General features: G+C 70.5%; 23 protein-coding genes and 2 pseudogenes. 10 read left to right on the top strand and 15 right to left on the bottom strand.

Annotated features, from left to right (window positions below; translation table 11 throughout):
* Nucleotides 1-184: 184 nt before the first annotated feature.
* The gene (locus tag AB0B35_RS26190) at nucleotides 185-2,857 is read left to right on the top strand and encodes a transglycosylase domain-containing protein (protein WP_361049783.1); all 2,673 of its coding nucleotides are present in this window, start codon (nucleotides 185-187) and stop codon (nucleotides 2,855-2,857) included.
* Nucleotides 2,858-2,922: 65 nt separating this feature from the next.
* Here the strand turns inward: AB0B35_RS26190 and AB0B35_RS26185 are convergent, their stop codons facing one another.
* Together AB0B35_RS26185 and AB0B35_RS26180 are read right to left on the bottom strand one after the other, a co-directional pair.
* Nucleotides 2,923-3,894: an aldo/keto reductase gene (locus tag AB0B35_RS26185; protein ID WP_361049781.1), complete on the bottom strand. Its 972-nt coding sequence runs from the start codon at nucleotides 3,892-3,894 to the stop codon at nucleotides 2,923-2,925.
* The gene (locus AB0B35_RS26180) at nucleotides 3,875-4,255 is read right to left on the bottom strand and encodes a MerR family transcriptional regulator (protein ID WP_360539393.1); all 381 of its coding nucleotides are present in this window, start codon (nucleotides 4,253-4,255) and stop codon (nucleotides 3,875-3,877) included. The genes AB0B35_RS26185 and AB0B35_RS26180 overlap by 20 nt, the downstream gene beginning before the upstream one ends.
* A 138-nt stretch (nucleotides 4,256-4,393) precedes the next feature.
* On the opposite strand from AB0B35_RS26180, the pseudogene AB0B35_RS26175 reads away from it, so the two are divergent.
* Nucleotides 4,394-4,537: pseudogene (locus tag AB0B35_RS26175) on the top strand (helix-turn-helix transcriptional regulator); the annotation flags it as partial.
* A 583-nt stretch (nucleotides 4,538-5,120) separates the two neighbouring features.
* Complete coding sequence (locus tag AB0B35_RS26170; RefSeq protein ID WP_361049779.1) at nucleotides 5,121-5,684, top strand: flavoprotein; 564 nt, start codon at nucleotides 5,121-5,123, stop codon at nucleotides 5,682-5,684.
* Nucleotides 5,685-5,772: 88 nt separating this feature from the next.
* On the opposite strand, the gene AB0B35_RS26165 is transcribed toward AB0B35_RS26170, so the two are convergent.
* Nucleotides 5,773-6,102, bottom strand: coding sequence for a transcriptional regulator (locus AB0B35_RS26165; protein WP_361049778.1), 330 nt, complete (start codon nucleotides 6,100-6,102; stop codon nucleotides 5,773-5,775).
* Nucleotides 6,099-6,710, bottom strand: coding sequence for a hypothetical protein (locus tag AB0B35_RS26160; RefSeq protein WP_361049776.1), 612 nt, complete (start codon nucleotides 6,708-6,710; stop codon nucleotides 6,099-6,101). The genes AB0B35_RS26165 and AB0B35_RS26160 overlap by 4 nt, the downstream gene beginning before the upstream one ends.
* 279 nt (nucleotides 6,711-6,989) lie before the next feature.
* On the opposite strand from AB0B35_RS26160, the gene AB0B35_RS26155 reads away from it, so the two are divergent.
* Nucleotides 6,990-7,727 (top strand): hypothetical protein, encoded by a 738-nt coding sequence (locus tag AB0B35_RS26155; RefSeq protein WP_361049774.1) that lies wholly within the window; start codon nucleotides 6,990-6,992, stop codon nucleotides 7,725-7,727.
* A 104-nt stretch (nucleotides 7,728-7,831) separates the two neighbouring features.
* Nucleotides 7,832-8,578: an alpha/beta fold hydrolase gene (locus tag AB0B35_RS26150; RefSeq protein WP_361049772.1), complete on the top strand. Its 747-nt coding sequence runs from the start codon at nucleotides 7,832-7,834 to the stop codon at nucleotides 8,576-8,578.
* Nucleotides 8,579-8,622: 44 nt separating this feature from the next.
* On the opposite strand, the gene mmsB is transcribed toward AB0B35_RS26150, so the two are convergent.
* From mmsB to chvE, 3 genes are all read right to left on the bottom strand, one after another.
* On the bottom strand, nucleotides 8,623-9,894 hold the full coding sequence (mmsB, locus tag AB0B35_RS26145; RefSeq protein WP_361049770.1) for a multiple monosaccharide ABC transporter permease: 1,272 nt from the start codon (nucleotides 9,892-9,894) through the stop codon (nucleotides 8,623-8,625).
* Nucleotides 9,895-9,898: 4 nt separating this feature from the next.
* Nucleotides 9,899-11,428, bottom strand: a complete 1,530-nt coding sequence (mmsA, locus tag AB0B35_RS26140) for a multiple monosaccharide ABC transporter ATP-binding protein (protein ID WP_361049769.1) — start codon at nucleotides 11,426-11,428, stop codon at nucleotides 9,899-9,901.
* A 68-nt stretch (nucleotides 11,429-11,496) separates the two neighbouring features.
* The gene (gene chvE, locus AB0B35_RS26135; protein WP_361049767.1) at nucleotides 11,497-12,621 is read right to left on the bottom strand and encodes a multiple monosaccharide ABC transporter substrate-binding protein; all 1,125 of its coding nucleotides are present in this window, start codon (nucleotides 12,619-12,621) and stop codon (nucleotides 11,497-11,499) included.
* 346 nt (nucleotides 12,622-12,967) lie between these two features.
* Between chvE and AB0B35_RS26130 the strand changes: the two genes are divergently transcribed.
* The gene (locus AB0B35_RS26130; protein WP_361049765.1) at nucleotides 12,968-14,605 is read left to right on the top strand and encodes an MFS transporter; all 1,638 of its coding nucleotides are present in this window, start codon (nucleotides 12,968-12,970) and stop codon (nucleotides 14,603-14,605) included.
* Nucleotides 14,606-14,713: 108 nt separating this feature from the next.
* Here AB0B35_RS26130 and AB0B35_RS26125 read toward each other — a convergent pair whose 3' ends face one another.
* Complete coding sequence (locus AB0B35_RS26125; protein ID WP_361049763.1) at nucleotides 14,714-15,619, bottom strand: LysR substrate-binding domain-containing protein; 906 nt, start codon at nucleotides 15,617-15,619, stop codon at nucleotides 14,714-14,716.
* 84 nt (nucleotides 15,620-15,703) lie between these two features.
* Here AB0B35_RS26125 and AB0B35_RS26120 point away from each other — a divergent pair, with 84 nt between their 5' ends.
* Nucleotides 15,704-17,026 (top strand): aspartate aminotransferase family protein, encoded by a 1,323-nt coding sequence (locus tag AB0B35_RS26120; protein WP_361049761.1) that lies wholly within the window; start codon nucleotides 15,704-15,706, stop codon nucleotides 17,024-17,026.
* 110 nt (nucleotides 17,027-17,136) lie between these two features.
* On the opposite strand, the gene AB0B35_RS26115 is transcribed toward AB0B35_RS26120, so the two are convergent.
* The 3 genes and pseudogenes from AB0B35_RS26115 to AB0B35_RS26105 all read right to left on the bottom strand — a co-directional run bounded on the left by AB0B35_RS26115 (nucleotide 17,137) and on the right by AB0B35_RS26105 (nucleotide 19,394).
* Nucleotides 17,137-18,057 (bottom strand): hypothetical protein, encoded by a 921-nt coding sequence (locus AB0B35_RS26115; protein ID WP_361049759.1) that lies wholly within the window; start codon nucleotides 18,055-18,057, stop codon nucleotides 17,137-17,139.
* Nucleotides 18,058-18,638: 581 nt separating this feature from the next.
* Nucleotides 18,639-18,854, bottom strand: a pseudogene (locus AB0B35_RS26110) (MerR family transcriptional regulator); the annotation flags it as partial.
* A 135-nt stretch (nucleotides 18,855-18,989) separates the two neighbouring features.
* The gene (locus tag AB0B35_RS26105; RefSeq protein WP_361049757.1) at nucleotides 18,990-19,394 is read right to left on the bottom strand and encodes a hypothetical protein; all 405 of its coding nucleotides are present in this window, start codon (nucleotides 19,392-19,394) and stop codon (nucleotides 18,990-18,992) included.
* Between the two features lie 160 nt (nucleotides 19,395-19,554).
* Between AB0B35_RS26105 and AB0B35_RS26100 the strand changes: the two genes are divergently transcribed.
* The 3 genes from AB0B35_RS26100 (at nucleotide 19,555) to AB0B35_RS26090 (ending at nucleotide 22,734) form a co-directional block, all read left to right on the top strand.
* Nucleotides 19,555-20,136: a GNAT family N-acetyltransferase gene (locus AB0B35_RS26100; protein ID WP_361049755.1), complete on the top strand. Its 582-nt coding sequence runs from the start codon at nucleotides 19,555-19,557 to the stop codon at nucleotides 20,134-20,136.
* A 124-nt stretch (nucleotides 20,137-20,260) separates the two neighbouring features.
* On the top strand, nucleotides 20,261-21,997 hold the full coding sequence (poxB, locus tag AB0B35_RS26095) for a ubiquinone-dependent pyruvate dehydrogenase (protein ID WP_361049753.1): 1,737 nt from the start codon (nucleotides 20,261-20,263) through the stop codon (nucleotides 21,995-21,997).
* A 146-nt stretch (nucleotides 21,998-22,143) separates the two neighbouring features.
* Nucleotides 22,144-22,734, top strand: coding sequence for a hypothetical protein (locus tag AB0B35_RS26090; RefSeq protein WP_361049751.1), 591 nt, complete (start codon nucleotides 22,144-22,146; stop codon nucleotides 22,732-22,734).
* A gap of 53 nt (nucleotides 22,735-22,787) precedes the next feature.
* Here AB0B35_RS26090 and AB0B35_RS26085 read toward each other — a convergent pair whose 3' ends face one another.
* From AB0B35_RS26085 to AB0B35_RS26070, 4 genes are all read right to left on the bottom strand, one after another.
* On the bottom strand, nucleotides 22,788-23,543 hold the full coding sequence (locus AB0B35_RS26085; protein WP_361049749.1) for a hypothetical protein: 756 nt from the start codon (nucleotides 23,541-23,543) through the stop codon (nucleotides 22,788-22,790).
* A gap of 124 nt (nucleotides 23,544-23,667) precedes the next feature.
* A complete protein-coding gene (locus AB0B35_RS26080; protein ID WP_361049747.1) occupies nucleotides 23,668-24,729 on the bottom strand; it encodes an ABC transporter ATP-binding protein in 1,062 nt (353 codons plus the stop codon).
* A 2-nt stretch (nucleotides 24,730-24,731) separates the two neighbouring features.
* Nucleotides 24,732-25,553 carry an ABC transporter permease subunit gene (locus AB0B35_RS26075; RefSeq protein ID WP_361049745.1) on the bottom strand — a complete coding sequence of 274 codons (822 nt, stop codon included), beginning with the start codon at nucleotides 25,551-25,553 and terminating at the stop codon, nucleotides 24,732-24,734.
* Entirely contained in the window at nucleotides 25,541-26,461 is a 921-nt protein-coding gene (locus tag AB0B35_RS26070) for an ABC transporter permease (protein ID WP_361049743.1), read from the bottom strand. The genes AB0B35_RS26075 and AB0B35_RS26070 overlap by 13 nt, the downstream gene beginning before the upstream one ends.

The following is a 26,461-nucleotide window of genomic DNA, read 5'->3' as shown; positions in this document are numbered from 1 at the left end:
GTGAGGCAGGATGTCGGACGTGGAGTGGCCTTCGCACAGGTCGCCCTCGCCGCCCATGAGAACGGTGTCACCCGGGGGCTGAGCGGGGCGGCTGCCGCGGGGAAAGGCCCCACCGGGCGGTATCGCACCGCCGTTTCCCCCTGTCCCTGCGCTCAGCACCTCCCCGACCGGAAGGGTTGACTCGATGACCACGCCCCCGGCACCCGGCTCGGCCCGCGCCTCGGCGCCATCCGACGGCCCCGGCAAGCAACCCGGCCCCAGCGTCCGCCCCGACCGGCCCGGCCCCGGCGGCGACCGGGCCGGCCGGACCGACGGCGGCCACGGACCCACGCCGGCCGGGCCGGCACCACTGCGCCCCGGCGCCGGTCGCGCCGCGGTCCCGTCGGCCGCCGGACGAGCGAGCGTCGGCGGCGTCACCGGCCGGGCAGCGGTCGGCGGCGCGAGCCGCACCACCGTGCTGCCCACGGGTAAGGACGGCGACGGCCCGGACTCCGGCAAGAGCACCGGCCGCAAGGCCAAAGGACGCCGCCGGAAGTGGCGCAGCATCGTGCTGGCCTCGGCCGCGGTCGTCGTCATGCTGGCCGGAGGAGGCCTGATCGGCGTCGCCTACCTCTACGACTCGGTCCCCGAACCCGCCGATTTCAGCGCCAACGAGAACACCTTCGTCTACTCCGCCGACGGCGAGCAGATCGCCAAGCTCGGCGGCGAGAACCGCGAGATCGTCCCCATGTCCCGGCTGTCCGACGAGGTGAAGGTCGCGCTCATCGCGGGCGAGGACAAGAACTTCTTCAATCACAGCGGCATCGACCTGTGGGGCATCGCGCGCGCCGCCTGGAACAACCTCACCGGCGGCGAGACCCAGGGCGCGTCCACGATCACCCAGCAGTACGCCCGCAATGCGGCCAAGGACCTCGAAGTCACCTACGCCCGCAAGCTACGCGAGGCGGTGATGGCGCGGCGGCTGGAGGAAGAGCACTCCAAGGACGAGATCCTCGGGTTCTACGTGAACACCGTCTGGTTCGGCCGCGGCTCCAGCGGCGTCGGCGCGGCGGCGAAGGCCTACTTCAACAGGTCGGCCAGTCAGCTGACGGTCGAACAGGCCGCGGTCCTCGGCGCGGTGCTCAAGCAGCCCGAGCCCAACGACTACGACGGGACCAAGGGCTACGACCCGCACCTCAGCCCCGACGCCGCCCGCATCCGCTGGAACTACGTGCTCGACAACATGGTCGAGATGGGCCGGCTCGACCCGCAGAAGCGCGCGGCCATGGTGTATCCGGACAAGACGCTGCGCAAGTACTCCGCCCGGTCCGGCGAGACCGGCATCCAGGGCACCGGCACCGGCTTCGTGATCAACAAATACGTCGAGCGGGAGATGGCCGCCTGGGGCATCACGGACTGGCGCAACAAGGGCTACCGGATCACCACGACGATCAACTCGAAGGCGCAGCGGGCGCTGGAGGCGCAGCTCTACCGCACCTTCGAGTGGAAGGAGACCTGCAAGGGCAAGGGCGACGAGAAGGAGTGCACCAACGACGTCGTCAAGGCCGTCGATCACAAGGTCGACGGCGCGTACACCAAGATCAAGGGTTATCCCAAGAACGTGATCGCGGCCGGGGTCGCCATCGACCCGAAGAACGGCCGCATCCTGGCCTACTACGGCGGCGCGGACGGCACCGGCATCGACTACGCCGGAAAGATCAACGAGGGCACCATCTGGGAGGACGGCGGCCACCCGCCGGCATCGTCGTTCAAGGTGTACACGCTGGCCGCCGCGATCGACGCGGGCATCTCGCTCAAGTCCACCTGGGACCCGACGCCCATCGTCGCCACCGGCAAGAAGAGGAACTGCGACAAGTACAAGCTCTGCCCGTACGAGGTGGAGAACGCCGGCCGCGACGCCGGCAGCCTCAAGTGCAAGCGCAAGTGCACGCTGCAGGACGTCACCCGGCTCTCGCTCAACGTGCCGTTCTTCAAGATCGCCAAGAAGATCGAGCCGAAGAACGTCGTCGCCATGGCGCACGCCGCCGGCATCAACACCATGTGGGCCGTCAGCGACGGCAAGGCCCGCGACCTCACCAAGCCCGAGACGGACACCAGCCGCGCCTCCTTCGACTACCAGGTCGGCTTCGGCCAGTACCCGATCACCGTGCTCGACCACGCCTCCGGCATGGCGACCTTCGCCAACCACGGCGTCTACAACAAGCCGCACGTCGTGCTCCGCGTCGAGAAGAAGGACGAGAACGGCAAATACCGGCTGGTCCCGAACACCGGCGAGGTCAGCAAGGCCGAGCGGCGCATCCGCCAGGAGGTCGCCGACGAGGTCACCGGCATGCTCAAGCAACTGCCCAAGAGCTACTACCGAGGGCTCGCGGGTGGCCGTCAAGCCGCCGCGAAGACCGGCACCTGGGAGAGCAAGGTCCAGGACAAGGCCCACTCCAACGTGTGGACCGTCGGCTACACCCCGCAGATCGCCTCGGCCATCTGGGTCGGCAACGTCAAGAACGCCTCGGACCCGATCTACCGGCCCGCGGCCCTGGGTGGCGGCAACATCACCAGTGTCGGCCTGCCCGCCGAGATCTGGCAGGGCTTCATGAACCAGGCCCATGCCGACATGAAGCTCCCGCTGGAACCCCTGGCCAACGGCACCAACGGCAAGCTCGGCGAGTCCGAGGGGGTGGGCGACGGCGTCGAGCCGTCGAAGAAGCCGAAGCCGACCGGCTGCGACCCGATGCCGCTGTGCCTCGCGGCCAGCCCGAGCGTGCCCGGCAACGCCGACCTGGTGCCGTCGCCCTCGGCCGGCGGACACGGACCAGGACACACGCCGCCCGGCCCGGAACCGTCCGCCACGGAGGACTGACCGGTCCGGACCGCACCCACGTGCACCTCGGGGGCCGTCGCGTCGCGCGACGGCCCCCGACTCTGCTAGTGGCCCACCATCGTCTGCGCGAACGCCGACAGCCGTGCCCCCGCCGCCGGGCCGAGCCCGCTCAGTGCCGCGAGCTGTTCCGCGGTCAGCACGACGTCGGCGGCGGCGACGTTCTCGGCCAGGTGCGTGCGGCGGGTCGTGCCCGGGATGGCGTGCACGTCGTCGCCCTGGGCGAGCACCCACGCGATGGCCACCTGCGCCGGAGTGCACCCGGCCGCGAGCGCGATGTCGCGGATCCGATCGACCAGCGCCAGGTTGTGATCGAGGTTGCCGTCCGCGAAACGTGGGTGGTTCAGCCGGTTGTCACTGTCGGCCAGGCCCGCCGTCGACCGGATCGTGCCCGTGAGCAGGCCGCGCCCGACCGGCGAGTACGCCACGATCCGGATGCCCAGCTCCCGGCACACCGGCAGCACCTCGTCCTCGATGTCGCGGCTGAACAGCGAATACTCGATCTGCAACGCGCTGATCGGGTGCACCGCGTGCGCTCGCCGGATCGTCTCCGCGCCGACCTCCGACAGCCCCAGGTGGCGCACCTTGCCCTGCGCGACCAGGTCGGCCATCGCCGCGACGGTGTCCTCGATCGGGACCTCGGGGTTGCGGCGGTGCAGGTAGAACAGGTCGATCACGTCGACGCCGAGGCGGCGCAGCGAGTTCTCGCAGGACTGCCGGGCCCAGCCAGGGCTGGAGTCGACCCGGTGCACACCGCCGTCGCGGCGGATCGCGAACTTGGTGGCCAGGAAGACCCGGTCGCGGTTGCCGGGCAGGAACCGCGCCAGCAGTTCCTCGTTGCGGCCGTCGCCGTAGGACGCCGACGTGTCGAAATGCGTCACGCCCAGCTCCAGCGCGCGGTGCAGGGTGGCCAGCGACTCGTCCTGGTCGGCCGGGCCGTAGTTGGTGCTCATACCCATGCAGCCCAGGCCGAGTGCTGGGATGGCCGGCCCGGCCGGGTCAATCAGTCTGCTCTGCATCCAGGTACCCCCGATATCTGGTGATCTTCCGGTCGATGACGGCCAGGTCGCGCTCCAGCTCGCTGATCTGGCGCAGCACCGTCGTGCGATGCTGTTCCAGCAGCTCCAGGCGCTCGCGGCGGTTGTGCGTGCCGGCGCGGACCAGCTCGATGTAGCGGACCATCTCCCGCACCGGCATGCCGGTGGCCCGCATCTTGGTCAGCAGGTCGAGCCGCTCGACGTCGCGCAGCCGGTAGCGGCGGCGGCCCGCGTGGTCGCGCGGGATCGGGTCCAACAGCCCGACCTGCTCGTACCAGCGCAGGGTGTACGCCGTCAGCCCGGTCTTGGCCGCGACCTCCCCGACCGAGAACCCTTCCTCCATGCCGCCCAGCCTCGCAGTTGGAGCGCACTCGAAGTCAAGCCGCCCGGGGCGACTGGTGTCGTCAAGGTTCCCCGGTTCAGAACCACGGACCGGTTCGGGCATCGAGCGCCATGATCGCCGTGTCGTCCCACTCGGCAGCGATCAAGATTTTCTCAGGAGCGCCTCGCCGAGCAACTCGGCGTGGACCGAACGACGATCGCCCGCTGGGAGTCGGGCACGAGCACACCTCAACCGTGGCAACGCCCGAATCTCGCTCAGGCTCTTGGTGTGACCCTGGCGGAGTGCGACGCACTGCTCGCACTCGCACCACCGGCCACGGCTGCCATTACTGTGCAGGCAGGACCCTCCGGCCTGGGCGACGGTGACGAGATGGATCGCAGAGTCTTTCTGACCGCGACAATGGCGAGCGCAGTCGACCTTCAGAGTTGGGCTGGACTCATCGATGCACTCCTACAACCACCGCAAGCCGAGGCTCTGACGCTGAATCAGCTCAGGGTCGGCGTACACGAGGTGAAAACGGCGTACCAGGCATGCCGCTATGACGACGTGACCGCTGTATTGGCGCGGCTGTTACCGGCCGTACTGCCATCCCTTGATGGCTTGGACGGCAGCGGGCTCGATGCCGGACACGTCCTCGCGGCGGACCTCTACCACGTGGCTGGAAGCGCCTTCCTCAAGCACGGGGACCCCGCGATCGCCCTGCTCGCCGCCGAACGCAGTGTGCGCCACGCCGCCAGGAGTGGCGACCCGATTGCCGAAGCGACCAGCGCACGAGTTCTAACCCATGCTCTGATGGCGAGCGGCCACAACACGAACGCCGTCGCGATCGGAACCGTCTCGGCAGCCCGCCGGCGGGTATCCGCCTGTGACAGGCAAGCATCTCAACCTGGTCCTCTGCGGCGCGGGTCCGGCTGCCGACGCAGCCGCCTTGATCAGGCTCGCGCAGGAGCAATCGTGGACCGTCACGGTCACAGCCACGCAGGCGGCGCTGAGCTTCATCGACACCGCGGAACTGGAACGACTGTCCGGCAGTGCGGTACGCACCGACTATGGAGTCGCATCGAGCCATGAGCGAGAGGTGAGGCCGGTCAACGCCCTGCTCATCGCCCCAGCCACTTACAACACGATCAACAAACTCGCTCTGGGCATCGCCGACACATACGTCCTCACATCGGTCGCTGAAATCGTCGGCCGACGAGTGCCCACCGTGATCGTTCCGTTCGTCAACGCCGCTCTCGCCACGCGAAGGCCCTTCGTTTCCTCCGTCGAGAGCCTCAGGCAGGAGGGTATCGCCGTTGTCCTGGGCCAGACGAGTTCATGGCTGCCCCACAAGCCCGGTACGGGGCGCTCGCAACAGACGCGCTTCCCCTGGGAAGCCGCGTTGAGGTACCTCGACCGAGGCAACGGCGCAGGCCACCCTCGCGACTAGTTCTTCGCGAATCATGAAGGTGGTTGTCGGTGGGTGGCCTGCGAGCATCCGAGCAACGCGGAGCGTCCTGTGGCTGACGGCCACGGGGTCAACCCAGTCTGCGGCGCACCAGTTCCTGCAGCGCCGCGAGTTCCGCGTCGAGGGCGGCGACTCCCGGTGGGGTGATGACGACCCAGGTGCGTGGCCGCCGTCCGTGGTAGCCCTTCTCGGTGTGCACCAGCCCGGCCTCCTCCAGCACGGCGAGATGCCGGGAGAGGTTGCCCGCGGTGAGTTCCAGGGCGTCGCGCAGGTAGCCGACCTCGACCCGCTCCGCCTCAGCGGCAATGGTGAGGATGCCGAGACGGTGACGCTGGTGCACGACGTCGTCCAGGGCGTTGGTCGGGAACGCGGACCGCTCGGCGTCCTCGGCGTCGCTCATGCGGGCCGCCGCCGGAGCAGCGCGGCCGCACACCCCCCGGCCAGCAGCACCACGACCGGCAGCAGCGCCGCGACGAAGAAGGTGAACCGGCCCAGCAGGTCCACGACGGCGTACGCGTCGACGTGGAATGCGACGCTGACCAGCACCAGCACGGCCGCGTAGAGCAGGACCGTCACCGTCAGCGCCCGGCTGCGCTCCAGCCCCGCCAGCACCGCCAATCCCACACCGATGACCAGGTGCGGGAACATCCCTCGGCCGCTGACCGCCATCAGCTCGGGGGTGATCCAGACAGTCAGATCGTGCACCGGACCGGAGACGTTGTTGTAGAGCAGGTCCAGCATGAGCATGAGGAGCAGCGCCGCGACCGTGCCGGCCAGCCCGGCGAGCACGTAGCCGCGAACCGGGGACTGCAGGCCGACCCGCCGCCCCCGCCACCGGTACCAGGCGAGGCTGACCAGGTAGCCCGCGATCAGCGCGGCGAGCCAGTACCAGCCGAGCGCGGCAGCCTGGTCCAGGATGTCGCCTCCGAGACGGGCGAGGGCGGGCACCTGTTTGGGCGCCATCATTTCGGCGGGCGTCTCGGCCATCACGTAGAACGGTAGCGCCACCGCTCCGAGCATTCCGAACAGCAGCAACGGCAACCAATGGGCGTGGCGTGCGGCGCGGGTGCGACGGCGCAATGTGTCCAGTTCGGCGAGCATTTCAGCTGGTGAACCGGGCAGAACAGAGTCCGGTGACATGGATGCCTCCACGAGGTGAGCGAGTGTGGCTACTGCGTCAGCAATAGCTTTGCATCACAAATCAATTTGCACAATGGTGGGTCACTGCGTCACCAGGTGAAGCGCTGGGCCTGCCGTCCGCGCCGGCTGCCGGTTAGGGTCGGCGACATGTTGGACGGTCTCGACGCGCTTCGCGCCCTGTGCGGCGAAGACCGCGACCGCCCCCGCGGGTGGGAGTTCGTCCGCGCGCTGGCTGCGGCCTGCGGCCGCCCCGTCGTCGAGGGCGACGGCGTCGGCACCGACCGGTTGCGGGCGGCCGAGGAGCGGCTCGGCATCGCGCTGCCGGCCGCCCTGCGTGAGGCACATCTGCTGTTCGGGCGGCGCATGGACCTGACCGCCGTGCAGGACCGCCTGCTGGCACCCGGCCAGCTGCGGCGCGATGCCGACGGCGTCCTGGTGTTCCGCATCGAGAACCAGTACTGCGCGTCGTGGGGCGTACCGGCCGAGGCCGTCGACCACGACGATCCGCCGGTCCTGATGAGCACCGGCGGCCGCTGGCTGCCGTACGCCGATCGGCTGTCGATCGCCCTGGTCGAGATGGTGCTGTCGGAGGCGATGTTCTCCGCCGACGAGGCAAACGTCGACAACCGGTACGACATGGACGACGCCGCAAGCGCGGCGCTGCGGGCGACGTTCGTACGCCTACCGCTGCCGGACCTCCCGCTCTGGGCCGCGCCGGACGGCCCGCCCGTGCGCTGGTTCGCCGGTCCCGACGTGCTGCTGCGAGAGGACAGCGGCACGTGGCTGTGGATCCACGGCCGCACCCCGGCAGCGGTGCAGGCTGTGCGGGACAGGCTGCCGGGCGATTGGCAGATGGTCCCGGACGAGGAGGACCACGAGGACTGACCCCGATCGCGAGGCGCGCACTCATCCGCTCGCACCCTGCCTGTGCGCGCCGCGACGTGGCAGTATGGCGGGACCCGTCACACACCCGCCGCTGGGAGCCGACCATGGACAACACCATCGACCACGCTCCCCTGCACCATGACGGCGGCAGCGGCATCGGGGTCGTGGTCTGCCACGGCTTCACCGGGTCGCCGCACAGCATGCGCCCCTGGGCCCGCCACCTGGCCGAGCAGGGCTGGTCGGTGCGCCTGCCGCTGCTGCCGGGCCACGGCACGAGCTGGCGCGACGCCAACCGCACCACCTGGCAGGACTGGTACACCGAGGTCGAGCACGCGGTCACCGACCTGCGCAAGCACTGCACGTCCGTGTACGCCGTCGGCCTGTCGATGGGCGGCACGCTCGCCCTGCGCCTGGCCCAGCAGCACCCCGACCTGGCCGGCATCGTGCTGGTGAACCCGGCCGTGACCATGCTGCGCTGGGACGCGAAGCTGCTGCCCGTGCTGGGCATGCTCGTGCCGTCGGTGCCCGCGATCGGCAACGACATCGCCAAGCCCGGCGTCGACGAGGGCGCCTACCCGCGCACACCGGTGCGGGCCGCGGCATCACTGCGCCGCTTCCAGGCGGTCGTCCGCGCGGACCTGCCCAAGGTCGCCCAGCCGGTGCTGCTCTACCACTCCGCCAACGACCACGTCGTGGAGCCGGTCAACAGCGAGATCGTGCTGAAGGGCATCACCTCGGCGGATGTGCAGGAGGTCGTCCTGCAGGACAGCTACCACGTGGCGACGCTGGACCACGACGCGCCGCGCATCTTCGACGGGAGCGTCGCCTTCATCCAGCGCCTCAGCAGCTGACGAGTCGGGCTGCCGCCGCACGGCGGCAGCCCGGACTCCCGATGTCAGCGCGCGGTTCCGGCGCGGCGCTTGGCGAAGACGTCGAACGCGACGGCGGCCAGCAGCACCAGGCCCTTGAACAGCATGACCCGCTCGCTCGGCGCGCCGATCAGGGACATGCCGTTGTTGATGACGCCCATGATGAGACCGCCGGTGATCGCGCCGACGACCCGGCCGACGCCGCCCTGCACGGCCGCGCCGCCGATGAACGCCGCCGCGATGGCGTCGAGTTCGAACCCGTTGCCGGCCGTCGGACCGGCCTGGTTGAGCCGTCCGGCGAAGACGATGCCCGCGATCGAGGCGAGCACGCCCATGTTGACGAACAGCCAGAACGTGACCGACTTGACCTTGATGCCGGACAGGGTGGCGGCGTTGAGGTTGCCGCCGATGGCGTAGATGTGGCGGCCGAACACGACCCGGTCGGTGAGCAGCGAATACGCCAGGACCAGCGCGGCCAGCAGCACGAGCACCCAGGGCAGGTTCTTGAACCGGGCCAGCTGCACGATGACGGTCATCACGACGACGGCGGCGATGGCGAGTTTGGTGACGAACAACGCGGTCGGCTCGACGACCTGGCCGTAGCGGACGCGGCCGGCGCGGCTGCGCCACTGGGTGACCACGATCCCGGCGATGAAGGCGACGCCGAGCAGCAGCGTGAGCAGGTCCGCGCCGCCCAGCGGGCCGAGGCCGATGTTGCCCAGGGTGGTCGGCATGAACCCGTTGGCGATGGTGCGGACCTCGTCGGGGAACGGGCCGATGCCCTGGTTGCCGAGCACGGTCAGGGTGAGCGCCCGGAACAGCAGCATGCCTGCCAGCGTCACGATGAACGCGGGGATGCCGAAGTACGCCACCCAGTAGCCCTGCCAGGCGCCGATGAGGCCGCCGCAGATCAGGGTGATCAGGATGGCCAGCGGCCACGGCACATCGTTGTTGACCATGAGTACGGCGGAGATCGCGCCGGTGACGGCGACGACCGAGCCGGCGGACAGGTCGATGTGCCCGGCGATGATGATCAGGATCATGCCGATGGCGAGGATCAGGATGTAGGAGTTCTGCACCACCAGGTTGGAGATGTTCTGCGGGGCGAGCAGGTCTCCGTCGGTGAGGAACGCGAACAGGGCGATGATCAGCGCGAACGCGATGTAGATGCCGTTCTGGCGCAGGTTGGCCGAGAAGAGCCGACCGCCGAATCGGTCCGGTGCCTTGGTCACCGCGAGCTCGCTCGCGGTGACGGGCACTGCGGTGGCCGGGCCGGTCGTGGGGCCGACACTGGTCATGGGGTTACTGCTCCTTCACCTTGGTCATGAACTGCATGAGCCGCTCGGGGGTCGCCTGCTCGCGGGTGACCTGGCCGGTGATGCGGCCTGCGGACATCGCGTAGACGCGGTCGCAGACGCCGATCAGCTCGGGCAGTTCGGAGGAGATGACCAGCACGGCTTTGCCCTGGTCGGCCATGTGGTTGATGATCGAGTAGATCTCGTACTTGGCACCGACGTCGATGCCGCGGGTGGGCTCGTCGAGGATGAGCACGTCGGCGTCGGTGAACAGCCACTTCGACAGCACGACCTTCTGCTGGTTGCCGCCGCTGAGCTTGCCGGTGACGGCCGCGACGTTCGGGGCCTTGATGTTCATGCCGGCCCGGAAGCCGTCGGCGACCCGGTACTCCTCGTTGTCGTGGATCCAGCCGTGGGTGGCCAGCTTGTTCAGGGCGGCCGCGGACACGTTGCGCTTGATGTCCTCGATCAGGTTGAGTCCGTAGCGTTTGCGGTCCTCCGTGGCGTACGCGATGCCGTGGCGGATCGCGTCGCCGACGGTCTTCAGGCGGATCTCGCGGCCGTCCTTGAATATCCGGCCGGAGATGCCGATGCCGTAACTGCGCCCGAAGACGCTCATCGCCAGCTCGGTGCGGCCCGCGCCCATCAGCCCCGCCAGGCCGACGATCTCGCCGCGGCGCAGGCTGAGGTTCGCGCCCTGCACGACGACCCGCCCGTGCTGGGTGGGGCTGTGCACGGTCCAGTCCTCGATGCGCAGCACCTCGTCGCCGATGTTCGGCTCGTGCTCGGGGAAGCGGTGCTCCAGGTCGCGGCCGACCATGCCGGCGATGATGCGGTCCTCGGTGACGCCGGCGGACATGTCGAGGGTCTCGATGGTCCGGCCGTCACGCAGGATCGTGGTGGTGTCGGCGATCTCCCGGATCTCGTTCAGCTTGTGCGAGATGATCACGCAGGTGATGCCCTGGTCCCGCAGGCCGCGCAGCAGGTCGAGCAGGTGCGCGGAGTCCTCGTCGTTGAGCGCGGCGGTCGGCTCGTCGAGGATGAGCAGGCGCACCCGCTTGGACAGCGCCTTGGCGATCTCGGTCAGCTGCTGCTTGCCGACGCCCAGGTCCATCGCGAGCGTGGCCGGGTTCTCGTGCAGGCCCACGCGGTGCAGCAGTTCGGCGGCCTCGGCATGGGTACGGTTCCAGTTCACGACGCCGCCGGGGGCGCGCTCGTTGCCGAGGAAGATGTTCTCCGCGATCGACAGGTTCGGGCACAGGGCCAGTTCCTGGTGGATGATCACGATGCCGAGGCGTTCGCTGTCGCGGATGTTGGCGAACCGGCAGGCCTCGCCGTCGAGGGTGATCTCACCGCTGTAGTCGCCGTGCGGGTGGACCCCCGACAGGACCTTCATCAGGGTGGACTTGCCCGCGCCGTTCTCGCCGCAGATCGCGTGGATCTCCCCGCGGCGGACCGTGAGGTTGACGTCGTCGAGGGCGGTGACCCCCGGGAACGTCTTGGTGATGTGACGCATCTGCAGGATCACGTCGGTCAAGGTCGTCCTCCTCCGGTTCGGCGGGACGCCGCCCGGCCGGGGTGACCGGCCGGACGGGCGCGGCGGTGCTACTTGAGCTGGTCGGCGGTGTAGTAGCCGGTGTCGACGAGGGTCGCCTTGTAGTTGTCCTTGTAGACGACGATCGGCTCCAGCAGGTACGACGGGACGACCTTGATGCCGTTGTCGTAGTCCTTGGTGTTGTTGACCTCCGGCTTGCCGCCCTTGAGCACCGCGTCGGCCATCTTCACGGTGACCTTCGCCAGTTCCCGGGTGTCCTTGTAGATCGTCGCGTACTGCTCGCCCGCGATGATCGACTTGACCGAGGCGACCTCGGCGTCCTGGCCGGTCACGACCGGGTAGGGCTGGTTGGCGGTGCCGTAGCCGCTGCTCTTGAGCGCGGACAGGATGCCGATGGACAGGCCGTCGTACGGCGACAGCACGCCCTGCACCTTGTCGCCCTTGGCGTAGGTCTTGGTGAGCAGGTCCTCCATGCGCTTCTGCGCGGTCGCCGGGTCCCAGCGCAGGATCGCGACCGTCTTGAAGTCGACCTCCTTGCTCTTGACGACCAGCGTGCCCTTGTCGATGAAGGGCTTGAGGGTGTCCATCGCGCCGTTGAAGAAGAACGTCGCGTTGTTGTCGTCGGGCGAACCGGCGAACAACTCGATGTTGAACGGGCCCTTGGCCGTGCCGTCGGAACCGTCGGCCTTCTTCAGGCCCAGGCCCACCAGCAGGGACGTCGCCTGCTGCACGCCGACCTTGTAGTTGTCGAACGTGGCGTAGTAGTCGACGTTGGGCGAGTTGCGGATCAGGCGGTCGTAGGCGATGACCGGGATCTTCTTGTCAGCCGCCTGCTGCAGCTGCGTGGTGATCGCCGTGCCGTCGATCGAGGCGACGATCAGCAGCTTCGCGCCCCGGGTGATCTGGTTCTCGATCTGGTTGACCTGGGTCGGGATGTCGTTCTCGGCGTACTGCAGGTCGACCTTGTAGCCGAGCGCCTCCAGCTGGGTCTTGAGGTTCTCCCCGTCGTGGATCCACCGCTCGGAGGACTTGGTCGGCATCGTCACGCCCACCAGCGCGCCCGCCGTGCCGCCGCCTTGCTCCTGGTCGGCGGTCTTGGTGCTCGAACCGCAGGCGGCGAGGCTCGTGGCCACGACCAGTCCCAGCGCGGCGGCGGCCAGTCTTGCGATCTTCATATCGCTCCTTCTCCCGACGGGAACGGCCCACCGGCCGCCAAGTCAGGCGGCAGGCTGTGAGCGCTCACAAACTTTTTCGGTAACCCGCGACTTTCGCAGATTACGGGCTTGTGAACGCTCACATAATTCGTCGGCCGAGGGGGCAAGGTCAATGGACTCCAGATCACGGTTGGATTACGGAGAAGGCCTCGGAAGGCGAGCACTCGGACCGCCCAGGCGAGGCCACGGACCGCCCGCGCGGCACGGCGAACACCTCACCGCCGACAAGGGACATATAGGATGAATGTTCATCATTGTGGATCTTCGCCGGCAGGCCGATGCGGGACCGAGCGCAAAGGAACGGGTCATGGCCCTGACATCACCCGACCGCCAGACCGCGACCGGGACCGTGCTGTTCACCCTGGCATGCGGCCAGTTCCTGATGACGCTGGACAGCTCGGTCATGAACGTGTCGATCGCGACGGTCGCCGAGGACGTGGGCACCACCGTCACCGGCATCCAGACCGCCATCACGATGTACACCCTCGTCATGGCGGCCCTGATGATCACCGGCGGCAAGATCGGCCAGATCATCAGCTTCAAGCGCTCGTTCGCGATCGGCTGCGTGATCTACGGCGCCGGCTCCCTGACCACTGCCCTGGCACCCGACCTCACCGTGCTGCTCATCGGCTGGTCGCTGCTCGAAGGCGTCGGGGCCGCGCTCATCCTGCCCGCCATCGTGGCACTGATCGCGACGAACTTCGACCGCTCCCAGCGACCTCGGGCATACGGCCTGGTCGCCGCGTTCGGCGCGATCGCGGTCGCGGTAGGGCCGCTGATCGGCGGACTGCTGACCACGTACGCCTCTTGGCGGTGGGTCTTCGCCGGCGAGGTCGTCGTGGTCCTGGGCATCCTGCTGCTGACCCGGCGGATGCGCGGCCTGCCACCGGACCGCACGACACGCCTCGACATGGGCGGCACCGCCCTGTCGGGCCTGGGCCTGGTGCTGGTCGTCTTCGGCGTGCTGCGCGGCGGCACCTGGGGCTTCGTCAACCCCAAACCCGGCGGACCGGCCTGGCTCGGTCTGTCGCCCGTGTTCTGGCTGGTCATCGCGGGCGGCGTCGTGCTGCGCTGGTTCCTGTCCCGCGAACGGGCCCGCCAGCGCCGGGGCCGCCCGGTGCTGCTGGACCCCGGCCTGCTCGACAACCGGCTGCTGCGCGGCGGCCTCAACTCGTTCCTGTTCCAGTACCTGCTGCAGGCGGGCCTGTTCTTCACCGTGCCGCTCTACCTGTCCGTCGCGCTCGGCCTGTCCGCGATCGACACCGGCCTGCGCATCCTCCCCCTGTCCGTGACCCTGCTGCTCGCCGCCGTGGGCGTGCCCAGGTTCCTGCCCCGCGCCTCGCCCCGGCGCGTCGTGCAGGTCGGCTTCGCTGCCCTGTTCGCCGGCATCGTCGCCCTCGCCGCCGCGCTGGAGGTCGGAGCCGGGCCCGAGATCGTCACGTGGCCGCTGCTGCTGGCCGGGCTCGGCATCGGCGCGCTGGCGTCCCAGCTCGGCAGCGTCACCGTGTCGGCGGTCCCCGACGAGCGCAGCGCCGAAGTCGGCGGGCTGCAGAACACCGTGACCAACCTCGGCGCGTCCATCGGCACCGCGCTGGCCGGCGCCGTGCTCATCTCCGGACTGACGACGTCGTTCCTCACCGGCGTGCAGGCCAACCCGGCCATCCCCGCCGACGTGTCCGCGCAGGCCCAGGTGCAGCTGGCGGCCGGCATCCCGTTCCTGTCCAACGACCAGCTGGCCGCGGCGCTGTCGGACGCCGGCGTGGACCCGTCCACCGCGGCCGCCGCCCTCGCGCAGAACGAGCAGTCCCGGCTCGACGGCCTGCGCGCCGCGCTGGGCCTGCTCGCGATCATCGCGCTCGCCGCGCTCTTTCTCACCCGCGGCATTCCGACCCACCAGCCGGGCACGGCTCCCCCGCCGGGCACGGCTCCCCCGCCGCAGGCTTGAGCGCGGTCGCCGACCGCACCAAGGTCACTCGACTTGCCTGGCACCTGGGGGAACGGGCCTTCAAGATACGCACGATTGCCCGGCAAGTCGAACGATCACGGCGCAGCCTCAGGCGTGCGGGCGCGCCGCCGCCAGCCCGCGCAGTTCGTCCAGCACGATGCGGGTCGCCGCGGTCAGCGCCGACCGGCTGCGCACGGCCGCGTACACCTGGCGGGTCAGCGGTTCGCGCAGCACGCGGGTCGCCACCCGGTATCTGGCGTCCACGGCCAGCTCGGGCAGCAACGACACGGACAGGCCCGCTTCGACGTGTGCCAGCAGCAGCTCGTAGCTGCCGAAACGACCGGCCACCCGAGGTTCGAAGCCCGCATGGCGACAGCTGCTGGTGACCAGATGGGACAGGTACGTCCCGGGCAGATCGACCGACCAGGCCGCCTCGGCGAAGTCGGCCAGGTCCACCGGCGCGTCCGGCCCCGCCTGGTCCAGTGCGGTCACCAGCACGACGGCGTCGGCGAGCAGCGCGACCGTGTGCACGTCCGGGTCCAGGGGCGTCGAGCCGTCGATGAAGTCGGCGGTGACGATGATGTCGCAGTCGCCGCGACGCAGGGCGGGCCGGCTGGCCTGCGGATCGAGCTCGCTGATCTCCAGCTCGATCCGCGGGTGCGCCTGCCGCAGCCGGGCGGCGAGCGGGATGGCCAGCGTGCGGACCGCGCTGGAGAACGCGGCGAGGCGCACCGGTCCGGCCGGCTGTCCGGACAGGTCGCGCAGCTCGGCCTCGGCTGCTTTGACCTGGTCGAGGATGGCTCGGGCATGCCGGGCGAGGGTGCGCCCGGCCGACGTGAGCCGCACCCGGCGGCCGACCCGCTGCAGCAGGTCGGCACGGGTCTCCGCCTCCAGCACCGCCAGCTGCGCCGACACCGCCGACGGGCTCAGGTGCAGCGCGGCGGCGACGGCCCGCACCGTGCCGAGGCTGTCGAGCAGGGCGAGCATCTCCAGGCGGGCGGTGTTCAATCGCAACGATGCTCCTTGTGCAGAGATTGCGCACAGGCTAGCCGGGAATCGGAGCTTTTCGCGTACAGCAGCCGTCCATATCGTGAGGACATGACGCTGACGAGCGAGCAGTCCACCGCCGCACAGTTCTGGTCCGACGCGGAACGCCATCTGGTGCGCTACGGCGGCCCGTTCACGCCGGAGATCATCGAGCGAGCGGCGGGCAGCTTCGTGTACACCGCCGACGGCCGCCGCATCCTCGACTTCACCTCGGGGCAGATGAGCGCCATCCTCGGCCACAGCCATCCGGCGATCGTGGCGACCGTGCAGCAGCAGATCGCGAGCCTCGACCACCTGTTCAGCGGCATGCTGTCGCGTCCGGTCGTCGACCTCGCCCGGCGGCTCGCCGAGACCCTGCCCGCACCGCTGGACAAGGTGCTGCTGCTGACGACCGGCGCCGAGTCGAACGAGGCCGCCATCCGCATGGCCAAACTCGTCACCGGCAGGCACGAGATCGTGGCGTTCGCGCGCTCCTGGCACGGCATGACCGGCGCCGCGGCCGCCGCGACGTACAGCGCCGGCCACCAGGGCTACGGGCCGACCGCGCCCGGCAACTTCGCGCTGCCCACGCCCAACCCGTACCGTCCCGACTTCACCACCGCCGACGGCGAGCTCGACTGGCGGCGGCAGCTCGACCACGGCTTCGCCATGATCGACGCCCAGTCGTCGGGCAGCCTCGCGGCCTGCATCGTCGAGCCGATCCTCAGCTCCGGCGGCGTCATCGAGCCGCCGCCGGGCTACTTCGCCGCGCTGGCCGCCAAGTGCCGGGAACGCGGCATGCTGCTGATCGTCGACGAGGCGCAGACCGGCCTGTGCCGCACCGGCGACTGGTACGCCTTCCAGCGCGACGGCATCGTGCCCGACATCCTCACCCTGTCCAAGACGCTGGGCGCGGGGCTGCCGCTGGCCGCGGTGATCACCAGCGAGGAGATCGAGCAGCGCGCCCACGAGCGCGGCTACCTGTTCTACACCACGCACGTGTCGGACCCGCTCGTCGCGGCCGTCGGCAACACCGTGCTCGACGTCGCGCAGTCCGAGCAGCTGGACCTGCGCGCGCGGGAGCTGGGCGCGTTCCTGCGCACCGGGCTGCTGGACCTGCGGCAGCGGCACCAGGCCGTGGGCGACGTACGCGGCCGCGGGCTGATGCAAGGCCTCGAACTCGTCGTCGATCGGGCCACCAAGCAGGGCGCGGACGCGCTCGGCTCCCGGGTCACCCGCCGCTGCCTGGAACTCGGCCTGCATCTGAACGTGGTGCAGTTGCGGGGCATGGGCGGCACGTTCCGCATCGCGCCGCCGCTGACCGCGTCCCAGGAGGAACTGGCCCTCGGCCTGGAGATCCTCGACCAGGCACTTGCCGACACCACCACGGCCTGACGAGTACAACGCTCGATGTGGCCCACATCATTTTTGATGTGGGCCACATCAAAAATGATGTGCCCACATCTTGATGGTGCAGTTCCCCGACGCCCCCGTTCGCCGGGGCGCTAGACGAGCGCCGCGTGCAGTCGGTCGTAGGTGGGAGCGAGCCGCCGAAGCGCGTCCGCCGCAGCCGGGAAGTCCTTGGTGACCATCGGGTACTGCAGCGAGCCGACCAGCCGGGCCTGCTCGGCGGCGATCCGGGCCGCGTCGTCGTAGCCGGCCAGCAGCAGGCAGTCGGCGGTGTCGCTCAACCTGCGCGCGCCGACCCGGATCGCGAAGTACATCAGGTGCTCGCGCAGCCCGTCCCCCGCCCCGGCCTCGACCAGCTCGGCGACCCGCTCGGCGGCCGCGCCGTTGCCCAGGCTGCCGGGCGGCATCTCCACCTCGGCGCGCATCGACAGCCAGTCGATCGCGGCAGGGATGATCGAGCGGATCGCGTCGGCGTCCTTGACGTCGGCGACCTTCGCGAAGCCGGTGCGCATCGTGTACGGATCGCCGTAACTGACCGTCTCGGCCCGCCATGCCATCATGAAGTCGCCGACCGGCACCTCGGCGTACGGATAACCGTGCGGGTCGTGCACGAGCACCCGCTCGTCGTCCACGTCGAGCGCGACCACGAAATGATCGGCCCCGATCGGTCCGGTCATCTCGGGCTGGTGGCGCAGGTGCCCCATCTCGACCGGCCCGACCCACACCGGCCCCTGCCGCACCGCCGCCGCGAGGCGGGCCAGCGCCGTCTCGGCGTCGCCGCCCTTGCTGACCGTCGAGGTCCAGCCGATCGCCGCCAGCGCCCGGTCGAACCCCTGCTCCGGATCCCACCCGTAGGCGTCGAAGAACACCAGCGTGCCGCCGATGAGCTGCATGCCGAACGGCCCACCGGTGGCGACCTCGATGACCGCGGTCGACGGCGCCTGCGCGCCGAGCAGCATCGCGAACGAGTTCGAGTAGCAGTAGGGACCGCTGCCCACATAGGGAAGATGACGCACGGTAAACCTCTCCTTCAGACGGCGACCGGGTACGCGACGTCGAAACGCGTGCCGGTGCCCGGATAGATCTCGTAGGGGTGCCCGGTGCAGACGACACCGGGGTGGGCGTCGGTCCACGCCTCGACCGCGTCGTAGACGCGCAGGATCAGCGGCAGATCCTCGTAGCCGGGCGGCACCGGCAGGTACACCGCCGTGTGCGCCGGCACGAGGCGGACGTGCAGGTCGTCGACGGGTTCGACGCTCCCGTCGCAGGCGACCGCCACCTCCGCGTACCCGTCGCTGTCCGGGGTGATCAGGTCCTCGAAGAACACGAACCGGGGGCCGTCCGCGGCCTGTCCGCAGGCCCGCAGTTGAGCGCGGATGTCCTGCTCGGCCGCGGCGGCGAAGCCGGGCAGCGCGGTGGAGTCGATCCGCCGCCGCCGGCCGAGGACCTTCGTCACCGGCACGTCCCGCTGTGCCACGGCGTCGGCCAGCCCCGAGCCGTCGGACGAGCCCTGCACGGCCTCCACCACGGCGGCCCGGTCGTCGAGCAGGCAACGCTGGGCGTGCAGCCATCCTCGCAGTTCGAGGGCCCGGTCCTGCGGGCTCAGGTCGGCCAGCGCGGCGATCCGGGCCAACGGCAGGCCGAGCCGTCGCAGCCGGGCGATCAGGCGGGCCCGGGGCAGCTGGTCAGGGCGGTAGTAGCGGTAGCCTGTCGCCGGGTCGACCCACGCGGGCGGGAGCAGGCCCTGCTCGGCGTACAGGCGCAGCGCCTTCGGCGACAGCCTTGCCGCCGCCCCGAACTCCCCCGCCAGCAGATGTTCCCGTGCCACCCGGCCAGTCTGCGGCGTGCCCCTGGGGCGAGGTCAAGGAGAACGTCCGCCGGCAGGGCTTCGCCCCGTCGGCGGACGTTCCTTCCGTCTGCGCGGCCGGCAGGACCCGCGCGGCGGAGCCTATTCGCCCTTCGGGTCCAGGCAGTCGATCTGCACGGTCACGGTGCCGGTCTGGCCGTTGCCGGTGACGGTGATGACGGCCTGGCCGGACCAGTGCGGGTCGGCGTCGGCCCACGCGTTGTGGAAATAGCCCTGCCCGTTGCCGCTCGCGTCGGTGGTGAAGGTGTCGGCGTGGTGGAAGCCGCGGGCGGTGCTCGCCGTGTACACGGTGTCGGGCTGTCCACCGGTCAGCACGACCAGCACCTCCCCACCGTGGTCGTTGCAACCCTCAAGGCTGCTGGTCAGCCAGCCGACGGGCGTCTGCGCGGTGTCCGCGAGCGCGACCTCGTGCACGAGGAGCGTCGTGGCGAGCGCGACACCGGCGATGCCGAGCGCCCGGAAGGCTTTGGTCCGCAGGGTGGACACGTTGACCCCGTTTCGTGACGGTCCCGGCGGCGGCTCCACCGGGACTTCCGACCACAGTAGACAGACATTCCCACCCACGTGGTTGTCAGCGCCGGTAAACCCGTTGCGAGCGGCCGAGATCAGTTGTCTGGTTGACGGACCACTGAACACGGAAGGGACCATGACCCTCATGTCGCTGCCCACTCCCACGCTGCACACCGCCCGCCTGCGACTGCGTCCGTTCGACGACACGGACGCGGACGACCTGTTCGCGCTGCACAGCAACGCCGAGGTGCTGCGCTACTGGGACTCGCCGCCGTGGACCGAACCCGCGCGCGCCGAGCGGTTCCTAGCGGTCTGCCGGCAGCTGGCGGAGGAGGGCACCGGGGCCCGGCTGGTCGTGGAGCGCGCCTCGGACGGGGCCTTCCTCGGCTGGTGCACCCTGCACCGGTGGAATCCGGACTACCGCAGTGCATCGCTCGGCTACTGCTTCGGCGAGGCAGCGTGGGGCCACGGCTACGCGACGGAGGCCGCGCGTGCTCTGCTCGGGTGGGCATACGGCACGCTGGACCTCAACCGCGTCCAGGCGGAGGCCGACACCCGCAACGTGGCGTCTGCCCGAGTCCTGGAGAAGCTCGGGTTCGTACGCGAGGGGACGTTGCGCGAAGACTGCGTCGTGAACGGCGACGTCTCCGACTCATGGGTCTACGGGCTGCTCAGGCGCGAGTGGCAGCCGCCCGCCGAGCCTGCCGCAGCCCGCTGACTCCTCGGCTGACCTGGCTCTTTCCCCAGCGTGATCCCGCCACCACGGGCGATAATGGTGCGAGCCCCCGTCGGCCTGCACAGCCGGGACCGACACCACGTCCATGCCGACGACGGGGGCGACGATGGCACGCACGGTGGCCGACCTGATGGTCGAGACGTTGAAGGCGTCCGGGGTGCGCCGCGTGTACGGGGTGCCCGGCGACTCGCTCAACGGGCTCACCGATGCGCTGCGCCGCGACGGCGGGATCACCTGGCAGCACGTGCGCCACGAGGAGGCCGCCGCGTTCGCCGCCGCGGGCGAGGCGGCCGTGACCGGCGAGCTCGCGGTGTGCGCCGGAAGTTGCGGTCCGGGCAACCTGCACCTGATCAACGGCCTGTTCGACGCGAACCGCAGCCGCGTCCCCGTGCTGGCGGTCGCCGCGCAGATCCCACGCGACGAGATCGGCTCCGGCTACTTCCAGGAGACCCACCCGCAGGAGCTGTTCCGCGAGTGCTCCGTCTACCGCGAGCTGGTCAGCGTCCCCAGCCAGTTGCCGCAGGTGCTCGCGACCGCGCTGCGCACCGCGCTGGCCCTGGGCGGCGTCTCGGTCGTCGTGGTGCCCGGGGAGGTGTTCCTCGCCGACGCACCGGGCGACGCCCGGCCGCTGCCGATCCGCCCCATGTCGCCGCTGGTGCGGCCCGACGACACCGCGCTCGACGCCGCGGCGGACGTGCTGAACGCCGCCGAACGGGTCACCATCCTCGCCGGGGCGGGCTGCGCCGGAGCACACGACCGACTGCTCGCCGTGGCCGGGGCGTTGCAGGCGCCGGTGGTGCACGCGTTCCGCGGCAAGGAGTTCGTCGAGTACGACAACCCGTACGACGTGGGCATGACGGGGCTGATCGGCTTCAGCTCCGGCTACCGGGCGATGGAGCACTGCGACGCGCTGCTCATGCTCGGCACCGACTTCCCCTACCGCCAGTTCTATCCCGAGGGCGTCCCAGTGGTGCAGGTGGACGTGCGCGGGGAGCAGATCGGCCGCCGGGTGCCCGTCGACGTGCCGCTCGTGGGCACGGTCCGCGACACCGTCGACGCCCTGCTGCCGAGGCTCACCGCCAAGGCAGACTCGGCGCACCTGGACCGGATGACCGCCCACTACCGGCGGGCCCGCGCCAGGCTCGACCGGCTCGCCGAGGCGAACGCCGACGACTCGCCGCTGCACCCGCAGTACGTCACCGCCGTCATCGACCGGCTCGCCGCCGACGACGCGATCTTCACCGCCGACGTCGGCACACCCTGCATCTGGGCCGCCCGCTACCTGCACATGAACGGCCGCCGCCGGCTCATCGGCTCGTTCAACCACGGGTCCATGGCCAACGCCCTGCCGCAGGCCATCGGCGCGCAGGCCGAGCACCCCGCCCGCCAGGTCGTCTCGCTGTCCGGCGACGGCGGGTTGGCGATGCTGCTCGGCGAGCTGATCACGCTGCGGCAGATGCGGCTGCCGGTGAAGGTCGTCGTGTTCAACAACGGCGCGCTGTCGTTCGTCGAGCTGGAGATGAAGGCCGCGGGCTTCGTCACCTTCGCCACCGACCTGGACAACCCCGACTTCGCCGCGATGGCCGAGGCGGCCGGGCTGTTCGGGGCCCGCGTCGACAAGGCGGGCGACCTGGAGGACGCCGTGCGGGCCGCGTTCGCCCATCCCGGCCCGGCGCTGCTCGACGTGCGCACCGCGCGACACGAGCTGTCCCTGCCGCCCAAGCTCACCTTGGGCCAGATCAAGGGCTTCACGCTGTACGCCACCAGGACCATCCTGTCCGGGCGCGGCTCCGAGATCGTCGAACTGGCCAAGACGAACCTGCGCGACCTCGACGCCGAGTGACCGGCCGCTGACCTGCCCGACAACCCGGACACAACCCCGTCACAACCCCGGTCGCCGACGCTGTGCCCAGCGGCCGGGACCACCGGCCCGTTCCCCGGCACAGCAGCCGCGAGGCCCGTCCGGCCCGCGGCGGAACGGAGTCCCCCATGCAAGCCACCTCCCTCCTGCGCAGGCTCAGCGCGTTCGGCGCGCTGACCGGCGTCGCGCTCGCGGCGGGCCTCGCCGTCGGCACCCCGGCGCAGGCCGCCACCACGTTGAAGGTCGCGACCGTCATCTGCAACGAGGAGACCGACGAGATCGGCGACGACAGCCCGTACTTCCTGGTCTTCGCGGCCAGCACGACCAACCCGGGCGCCACGGCCTTCGGCAAGTGGGGCCCCGGCGGCTGGGACGACGAGATCGCCAGCGGCGACTCCTACAGCCCGAACGCCTCGATCGCCACCGGCGTCGGCAGCGGCTGGCGGCTCATCTCGCTGATGGTCGAGGAGGACTACGACAACGACCTGACCGCCGGTGAGATCGCCTGGATCGGCAACAACATGCACAACCAGTACCAGATCTCGTTCTGGAAGCCGGCCAGCACGATGATCTCGGAGATGCGGGCCACGCTGCGCAACACGACCAACATGTACCTGTCCAACGACGACATGGTCGCCACGGCGAGCAGCAGCATCGGCGGATGGGCCACCTACGTCGGCGACGGCGGCTCCTACCAGGTCAGGTACACCCTGCCCTGATCCGCGCACGTGCCGGTGGCAGCCCGACGGCCGCCACCGGCACGTCGGACTGCTCAGAGCTCCTCGATGCCGACCTCGTGCATCCGGCCGTCCGGTCCCATCCGGAACAGTCGCGGCGGCCCCATCGACGCCTTGATGTGTGCGTACATCGCCTCCCGGGCGGCCTGCTCGGCCCCGGTGGGATCGGTGACCCGGAAGCCGCACATGGGCACGGACTCCGCTTCGAGGTCGTCCGGTTCCGGATACCCCTCCAGGACGAAGCCGAACAGCGCCCGCAGTGCCTCCTCGCCGAGTTCGAGCGGGTGGAACGGCAGCGGGTAGGGCTCGTCGTCCTCGTCCAACCAGGGTTCGACCGGGTGCTCGCCAGCCCAGTACGACAGCTCGAACGCGTACGGCTCGCCGATGTTCTCCATGATGCCGCTGTCCGGCGACAGGCTCAGCGACCGGATCAGCCGGCCGTCCTCCCAGACCGCGAAGCAGAGCCAGTCGACGACGGAGTGCATGCCGTGCATGACGATCCGCCGGCCCGCGCCCAAGGCGAGCAGGTGTTCGGGTAGTTCCGAGGGGCGGTCGAGGACGAACCGCCGGTCGCAGAAGATCTCCGCACCGGGCAGCACGGCGACATTGGTGACGTCGTCCGACGGGTTGGTGTCGTCGAGGGTGGTCTCCGCGTCGAACTCGACCCGATACCCGGGGTGGACCCGGCGCACCGCCTCCTGCGCCTCGGCGCGGCGGGTGGTCGCCGCGCCCCGCAATGCCGCACGGAGGTCCCCGTCGGCGAACGCCAGCAACGCGGTCTTCGCACCCATCACCACTCCCAGTAATCCACCGGACCGAGGTCACGCACACTACGGCGCGGGTCCGACGGCAAGCGGTGGCACCGGGCGGCACGGCAACGGCCGCTCCAGATCGTTGCCGTGCCTGCTCGGAACGTCAGCGTGACGCGGCCACCCGTACCGGGTGCCCGGCCAGCTCCACCCGGACGGCGGCACCGGGACCGAGGCCCGCGGCCTGGCGGGTGGCCAGGTCGGCCTTGACCCCGACCCCGCCCGGCAGCTCCACGAACAGCCGCGTGGTCGGCCCCAGGAACGACACCGTCACGACCCGGGCCGCCCCATCGGCGTCGGCGCTGACGTGTACGTCCTCCGGCCGGATCAGCACGTCCACCGTGTTCTCGGCGGGGACGTCACCGAGCACCGGCAGGCGCTGCCCTGCCACCTCCACGCGGCCCTCGCCGGTGAGCCGCCCCGGCACGCGGTTCATGGTGCCGACGAACTCGGCCACGAACGCCGTCGCCGGGTGGTGGTACAGCTCGACCGGTGTCGCGCACTGCTCCAGCCGTCCGTCGCGCAGCACCGCGACCCGGTCGGCCATGGACAGCGCCTCCTCCTGGTCGTGCGTCACGAAGATCGTGGTGATGCCGAGGTTCTTCTGCAGCCGGGAGATCTCCTCCCGCAGGGTGAGCCGCACCTGCGCGTCCAACGCCGACAGCGGCTCGTCGAGCAGCAGCACCCGAGGTTGCAGCGCCAGCGCCCGGGCGAGGGCGACCCGCTGCTGCTGGCCGCCGGAGAGCTGGTGCGGATACCGGTCGCCCTGGGTAGGCAGACCGACCATCGCGAGCAGCTCGTCGGCGCGGGCCCGGCGGGTCGCCGCGTCGACCTTGCGGATGCGCGGCCCGAACGCGACGTTGTCACGGGCGGTCAGGTTCGGGAACAGGCTGTACGACTGGAACACCATGCCCGCGTCGCGCTTGTTGGCGGGCACCCCGACGATGTCGGCCCCGTCGACGAGCACCTGCCCCGAGTCGGGGTGGTCGAATCCGGCGACCATGCGCAGCGCGGTCGTCTTGCCGCAGCCCGACGGCCCGAGCAGCGCCAGCAGCTCGCCGGGCGCGATGGTCAGGTCGAGCCCGTCCAGCGCGACGGTGCTGCCGAACGTCCGCCGCAGGGCGCGGAACTCGACGCCCGCGCCCGAACTCTTCGCCGAGATGGTCATCGTCAATCCTCGTTCTTGGTGGTCCGGGTGCCCGCGCTCGACAGGGCGAGCAGCAGCAACCAGGTGATCAGGAGGCTGAGCAGCGACACCGCGACGGACAGCCGCGCCTCGCTGCCGCTGACCTTGACGATCCACACCGGGAACGTCTCGAAGGTCAGGATCCGGGCGATGGTGTATTCGCCCAGCACCAGCGCCAGCGTCAGGAACGCGGCCCCGGCCAGCGAGCTGCGCAGGTTGGGCAGCAGCACGCGGACGAGCACCTGCCACCAGCTCGCCCCGCAGTTGCGGGCGGCCTCGGTCAGCGTCGGCACGTCGATGGCGCGCAGGCCCGAGTCGAGGGAGCGGAAGACGAACGGCAGCGCCAGCACCGTGTACGACAGCACGAGCGCGAGCGGGAAACGTTCGTCCTGCACGGCGAGGAACGTCTGGTACAGCGGGGTGCGGGAGAGCCGTTCGGGGCCGAGTTGCAGGATGGAGCCGATCCCGGCGACGAACGCGATGGGCGGCACGACCAGCGGCAGGGTGCACAGCACCTCGATGACCGTGCCGAGCCGGCCGGGTCGCAGCCGCACCGCGACCATCGCGGGCACCACCAGTGCCAGCACCAGCACGATCGTGGCGACGGCGAGCAGCAGCGACAGCCCGAGCCCGTCCAGGAAGCCGGGCGCGCCGAGGATCTGGGTGTACGCCTGCCCGGTCAGGCCCTGCCCCGGCACGTCCACGGTGAACACGAACGACGCGATCAGCGGCGCGGCGAAGTAGAGCCCGGCCAGGGCCAGGACGGCGCCGTGCCAGGCGCGGGCGCGGCGGGTCAGCGCAGCCATCGGGCGCTCCGTCGTTGCAGGGGCAGGTAGATCGCCATGACCAGCCCGGCCACGACCACCATGTCCAGGGCCAGCGCGGAGGCGACGCCCTCCTGCCCGATCAGCACGTTGCCCGACAGCGCGTCGGCGATCTGCAGGGTGACCAGGGGCAGCACGCTGCCGACCATGGCCGCGGCGGTGGCGTACGCGGCGAAGGCGGTGCCGAACAGCAGCACGAAGCCGCCGAGCAGCGACGGGCCCAGCACGGGCAGGCCGATCAGCCGCCAGAACTGCCAGCCGGTGGCGCCGCAGTTGGCGGCGGCCTCGCGCCACTGGGGGCGCAGCCCGTCCAGTGCGGGCGCGATGACCAGCACCATCAGCGGGATGAGGAAGTACAGGTAGACCACGGCAAGCCCGGCGGGGGTGTAGAGGCTCCACCCGGCCTCGGTCAGGTGCAGCAGTTCGGTCATCACGCCGGAGATGCCCAGGGTGGCGATGAACGCGAAGGCGAGCGGCACGCCGCCGAAGTTGGCCAGCACGCCGGAGGCGGTGACGACGAGGTTGCGCAGGCCGGGCAGCCGGCTGGCGACGACGGCCTGGGCGAGCAGCGTGCCGAGCACCACGCCGAGCGCGGCGGTGACCAGCGACAGCTTGATGCTGCTGGTGAGCGCGTCGAGGTAGGCGCCCTGCACGGAGCGGGTCAGGTTGTCGGCGGTCAGCGTGGTCGTGCCGGTGGCGCGGTCGGTGACGGTGACCGCACCGACCAAGACCGCGATCATCGGCAGTCCGAAGAAGACGGTGACGAAGGTCAGCAGCGGCAGCGCGGCCAGGGTGGCCGAGCCGCGGCGTGGGCGGGCCCCCGCCCGGCCGGACGCCGTGGGGGCGGCGTCCGGCACGGGCGGGGACACGGTGGTGACGGCGGTCGGCAT

The sequence above is a fragment of the Catellatospora sp. NPDC049133 genome, from assembly GCF_040648455.1.
GTDB classification, from domain to species: Bacteria; Actinomycetota; Actinomycetes; order Mycobacteriales; family Micromonosporaceae; genus Catellatospora; species Catellatospora aurea.
This window is presented reverse-complemented; position numbering and strand designations above follow the sequence as displayed.

Bases quoted from the DNA above. Each gene is read 5' to 3' on its own strand.
- AB0B35_RS26190 (WP_361049783.1), top strand. From the start codon at position 185: ATGACCACGCCCCCGGCACCCGGCTCGGCCCGCGCCTCGGCGCCATCC.
- AB0B35_RS26185 (WP_361049781.1), bottom strand. From the start codon at position 3,894: ATGCAGAGCAGACTGATTGACCCGGCCGGGCCGGCCATCCCAGCACTC.
- AB0B35_RS26180 (WP_360539393.1), bottom strand. From the start codon at position 4,255: ATGGAGGAAGGGTTCTCGGTCGGGGAGGTCGCGGCCAAGACCGGGCTG.
- AB0B35_RS26165 (WP_361049778.1), bottom strand. From the start codon at position 6,102: ATGAGCGACGCCGAGGACGCCGAGCGGTCCGCGTTCCCGACCAACGCC.
- AB0B35_RS26155 (WP_361049774.1), top strand. From the start codon at position 6,990: ATGTTGGACGGTCTCGACGCGCTTCGCGCCCTGTGCGGCGAAGACCGC.
- AB0B35_RS26150 (WP_361049772.1), top strand. From the start codon at position 7,832: ATGGACAACACCATCGACCACGCTCCCCTGCACCATGACGGCGGCAGC.
- mmsB (WP_361049770.1), bottom strand. From the start codon at position 9,894: ATGACCAGTGTCGGCCCCACGACCGGCCCGGCCACCGCAGTGCCCGTC.
- chvE (WP_361049767.1), bottom strand. From the start codon at position 12,621: ATGAAGATCGCAAGACTGGCCGCCGCCGCGCTGGGACTGGTCGTGGCC.
- AB0B35_RS26130 (WP_361049765.1), top strand. From the start codon at position 12,968: ATGGCCCTGACATCACCCGACCGCCAGACCGCGACCGGGACCGTGCTG.
- AB0B35_RS26120 (WP_361049761.1), top strand. From the start codon at position 15,704: ATGACGCTGACGAGCGAGCAGTCCACCGCCGCACAGTTCTGGTCCGAC.
- AB0B35_RS26100 (WP_361049755.1), top strand. From the start codon at position 19,555: ATGACCCTCATGTCGCTGCCCACTCCCACGCTGCACACCGCCCGCCTG.
- poxB (WP_361049753.1), top strand. From the start codon at position 20,261: ATGGCACGCACGGTGGCCGACCTGATGGTCGAGACGTTGAAGGCGTCC.
- AB0B35_RS26090 (WP_361049751.1), top strand. From the start codon at position 22,144: ATGCAAGCCACCTCCCTCCTGCGCAGGCTCAGCGCGTTCGGCGCGCTG.
- AB0B35_RS26085 (WP_361049749.1), bottom strand. From the start codon at position 23,543: ATGGGTGCGAAGACCGCGTTGCTGGCGTTCGCCGACGGGGACCTCCGT.
- AB0B35_RS26080 (WP_361049747.1), bottom strand. From the start codon at position 24,729: ATGACCATCTCGGCGAAGAGTTCGGGCGCGGGCGTCGAGTTCCGCGCC.
- AB0B35_RS26075 (WP_361049745.1), bottom strand. From the start codon at position 25,553: ATGGCTGCGCTGACCCGCCGCGCCCGCGCCTGGCACGGCGCCGTCCTG.
- AB0B35_RS26070 (WP_361049743.1), bottom strand. From the start codon at position 26,461: ATGCCGACCGCCGTCACCACCGTGTCCCCGCCCGTGCCGGACGCCGCC.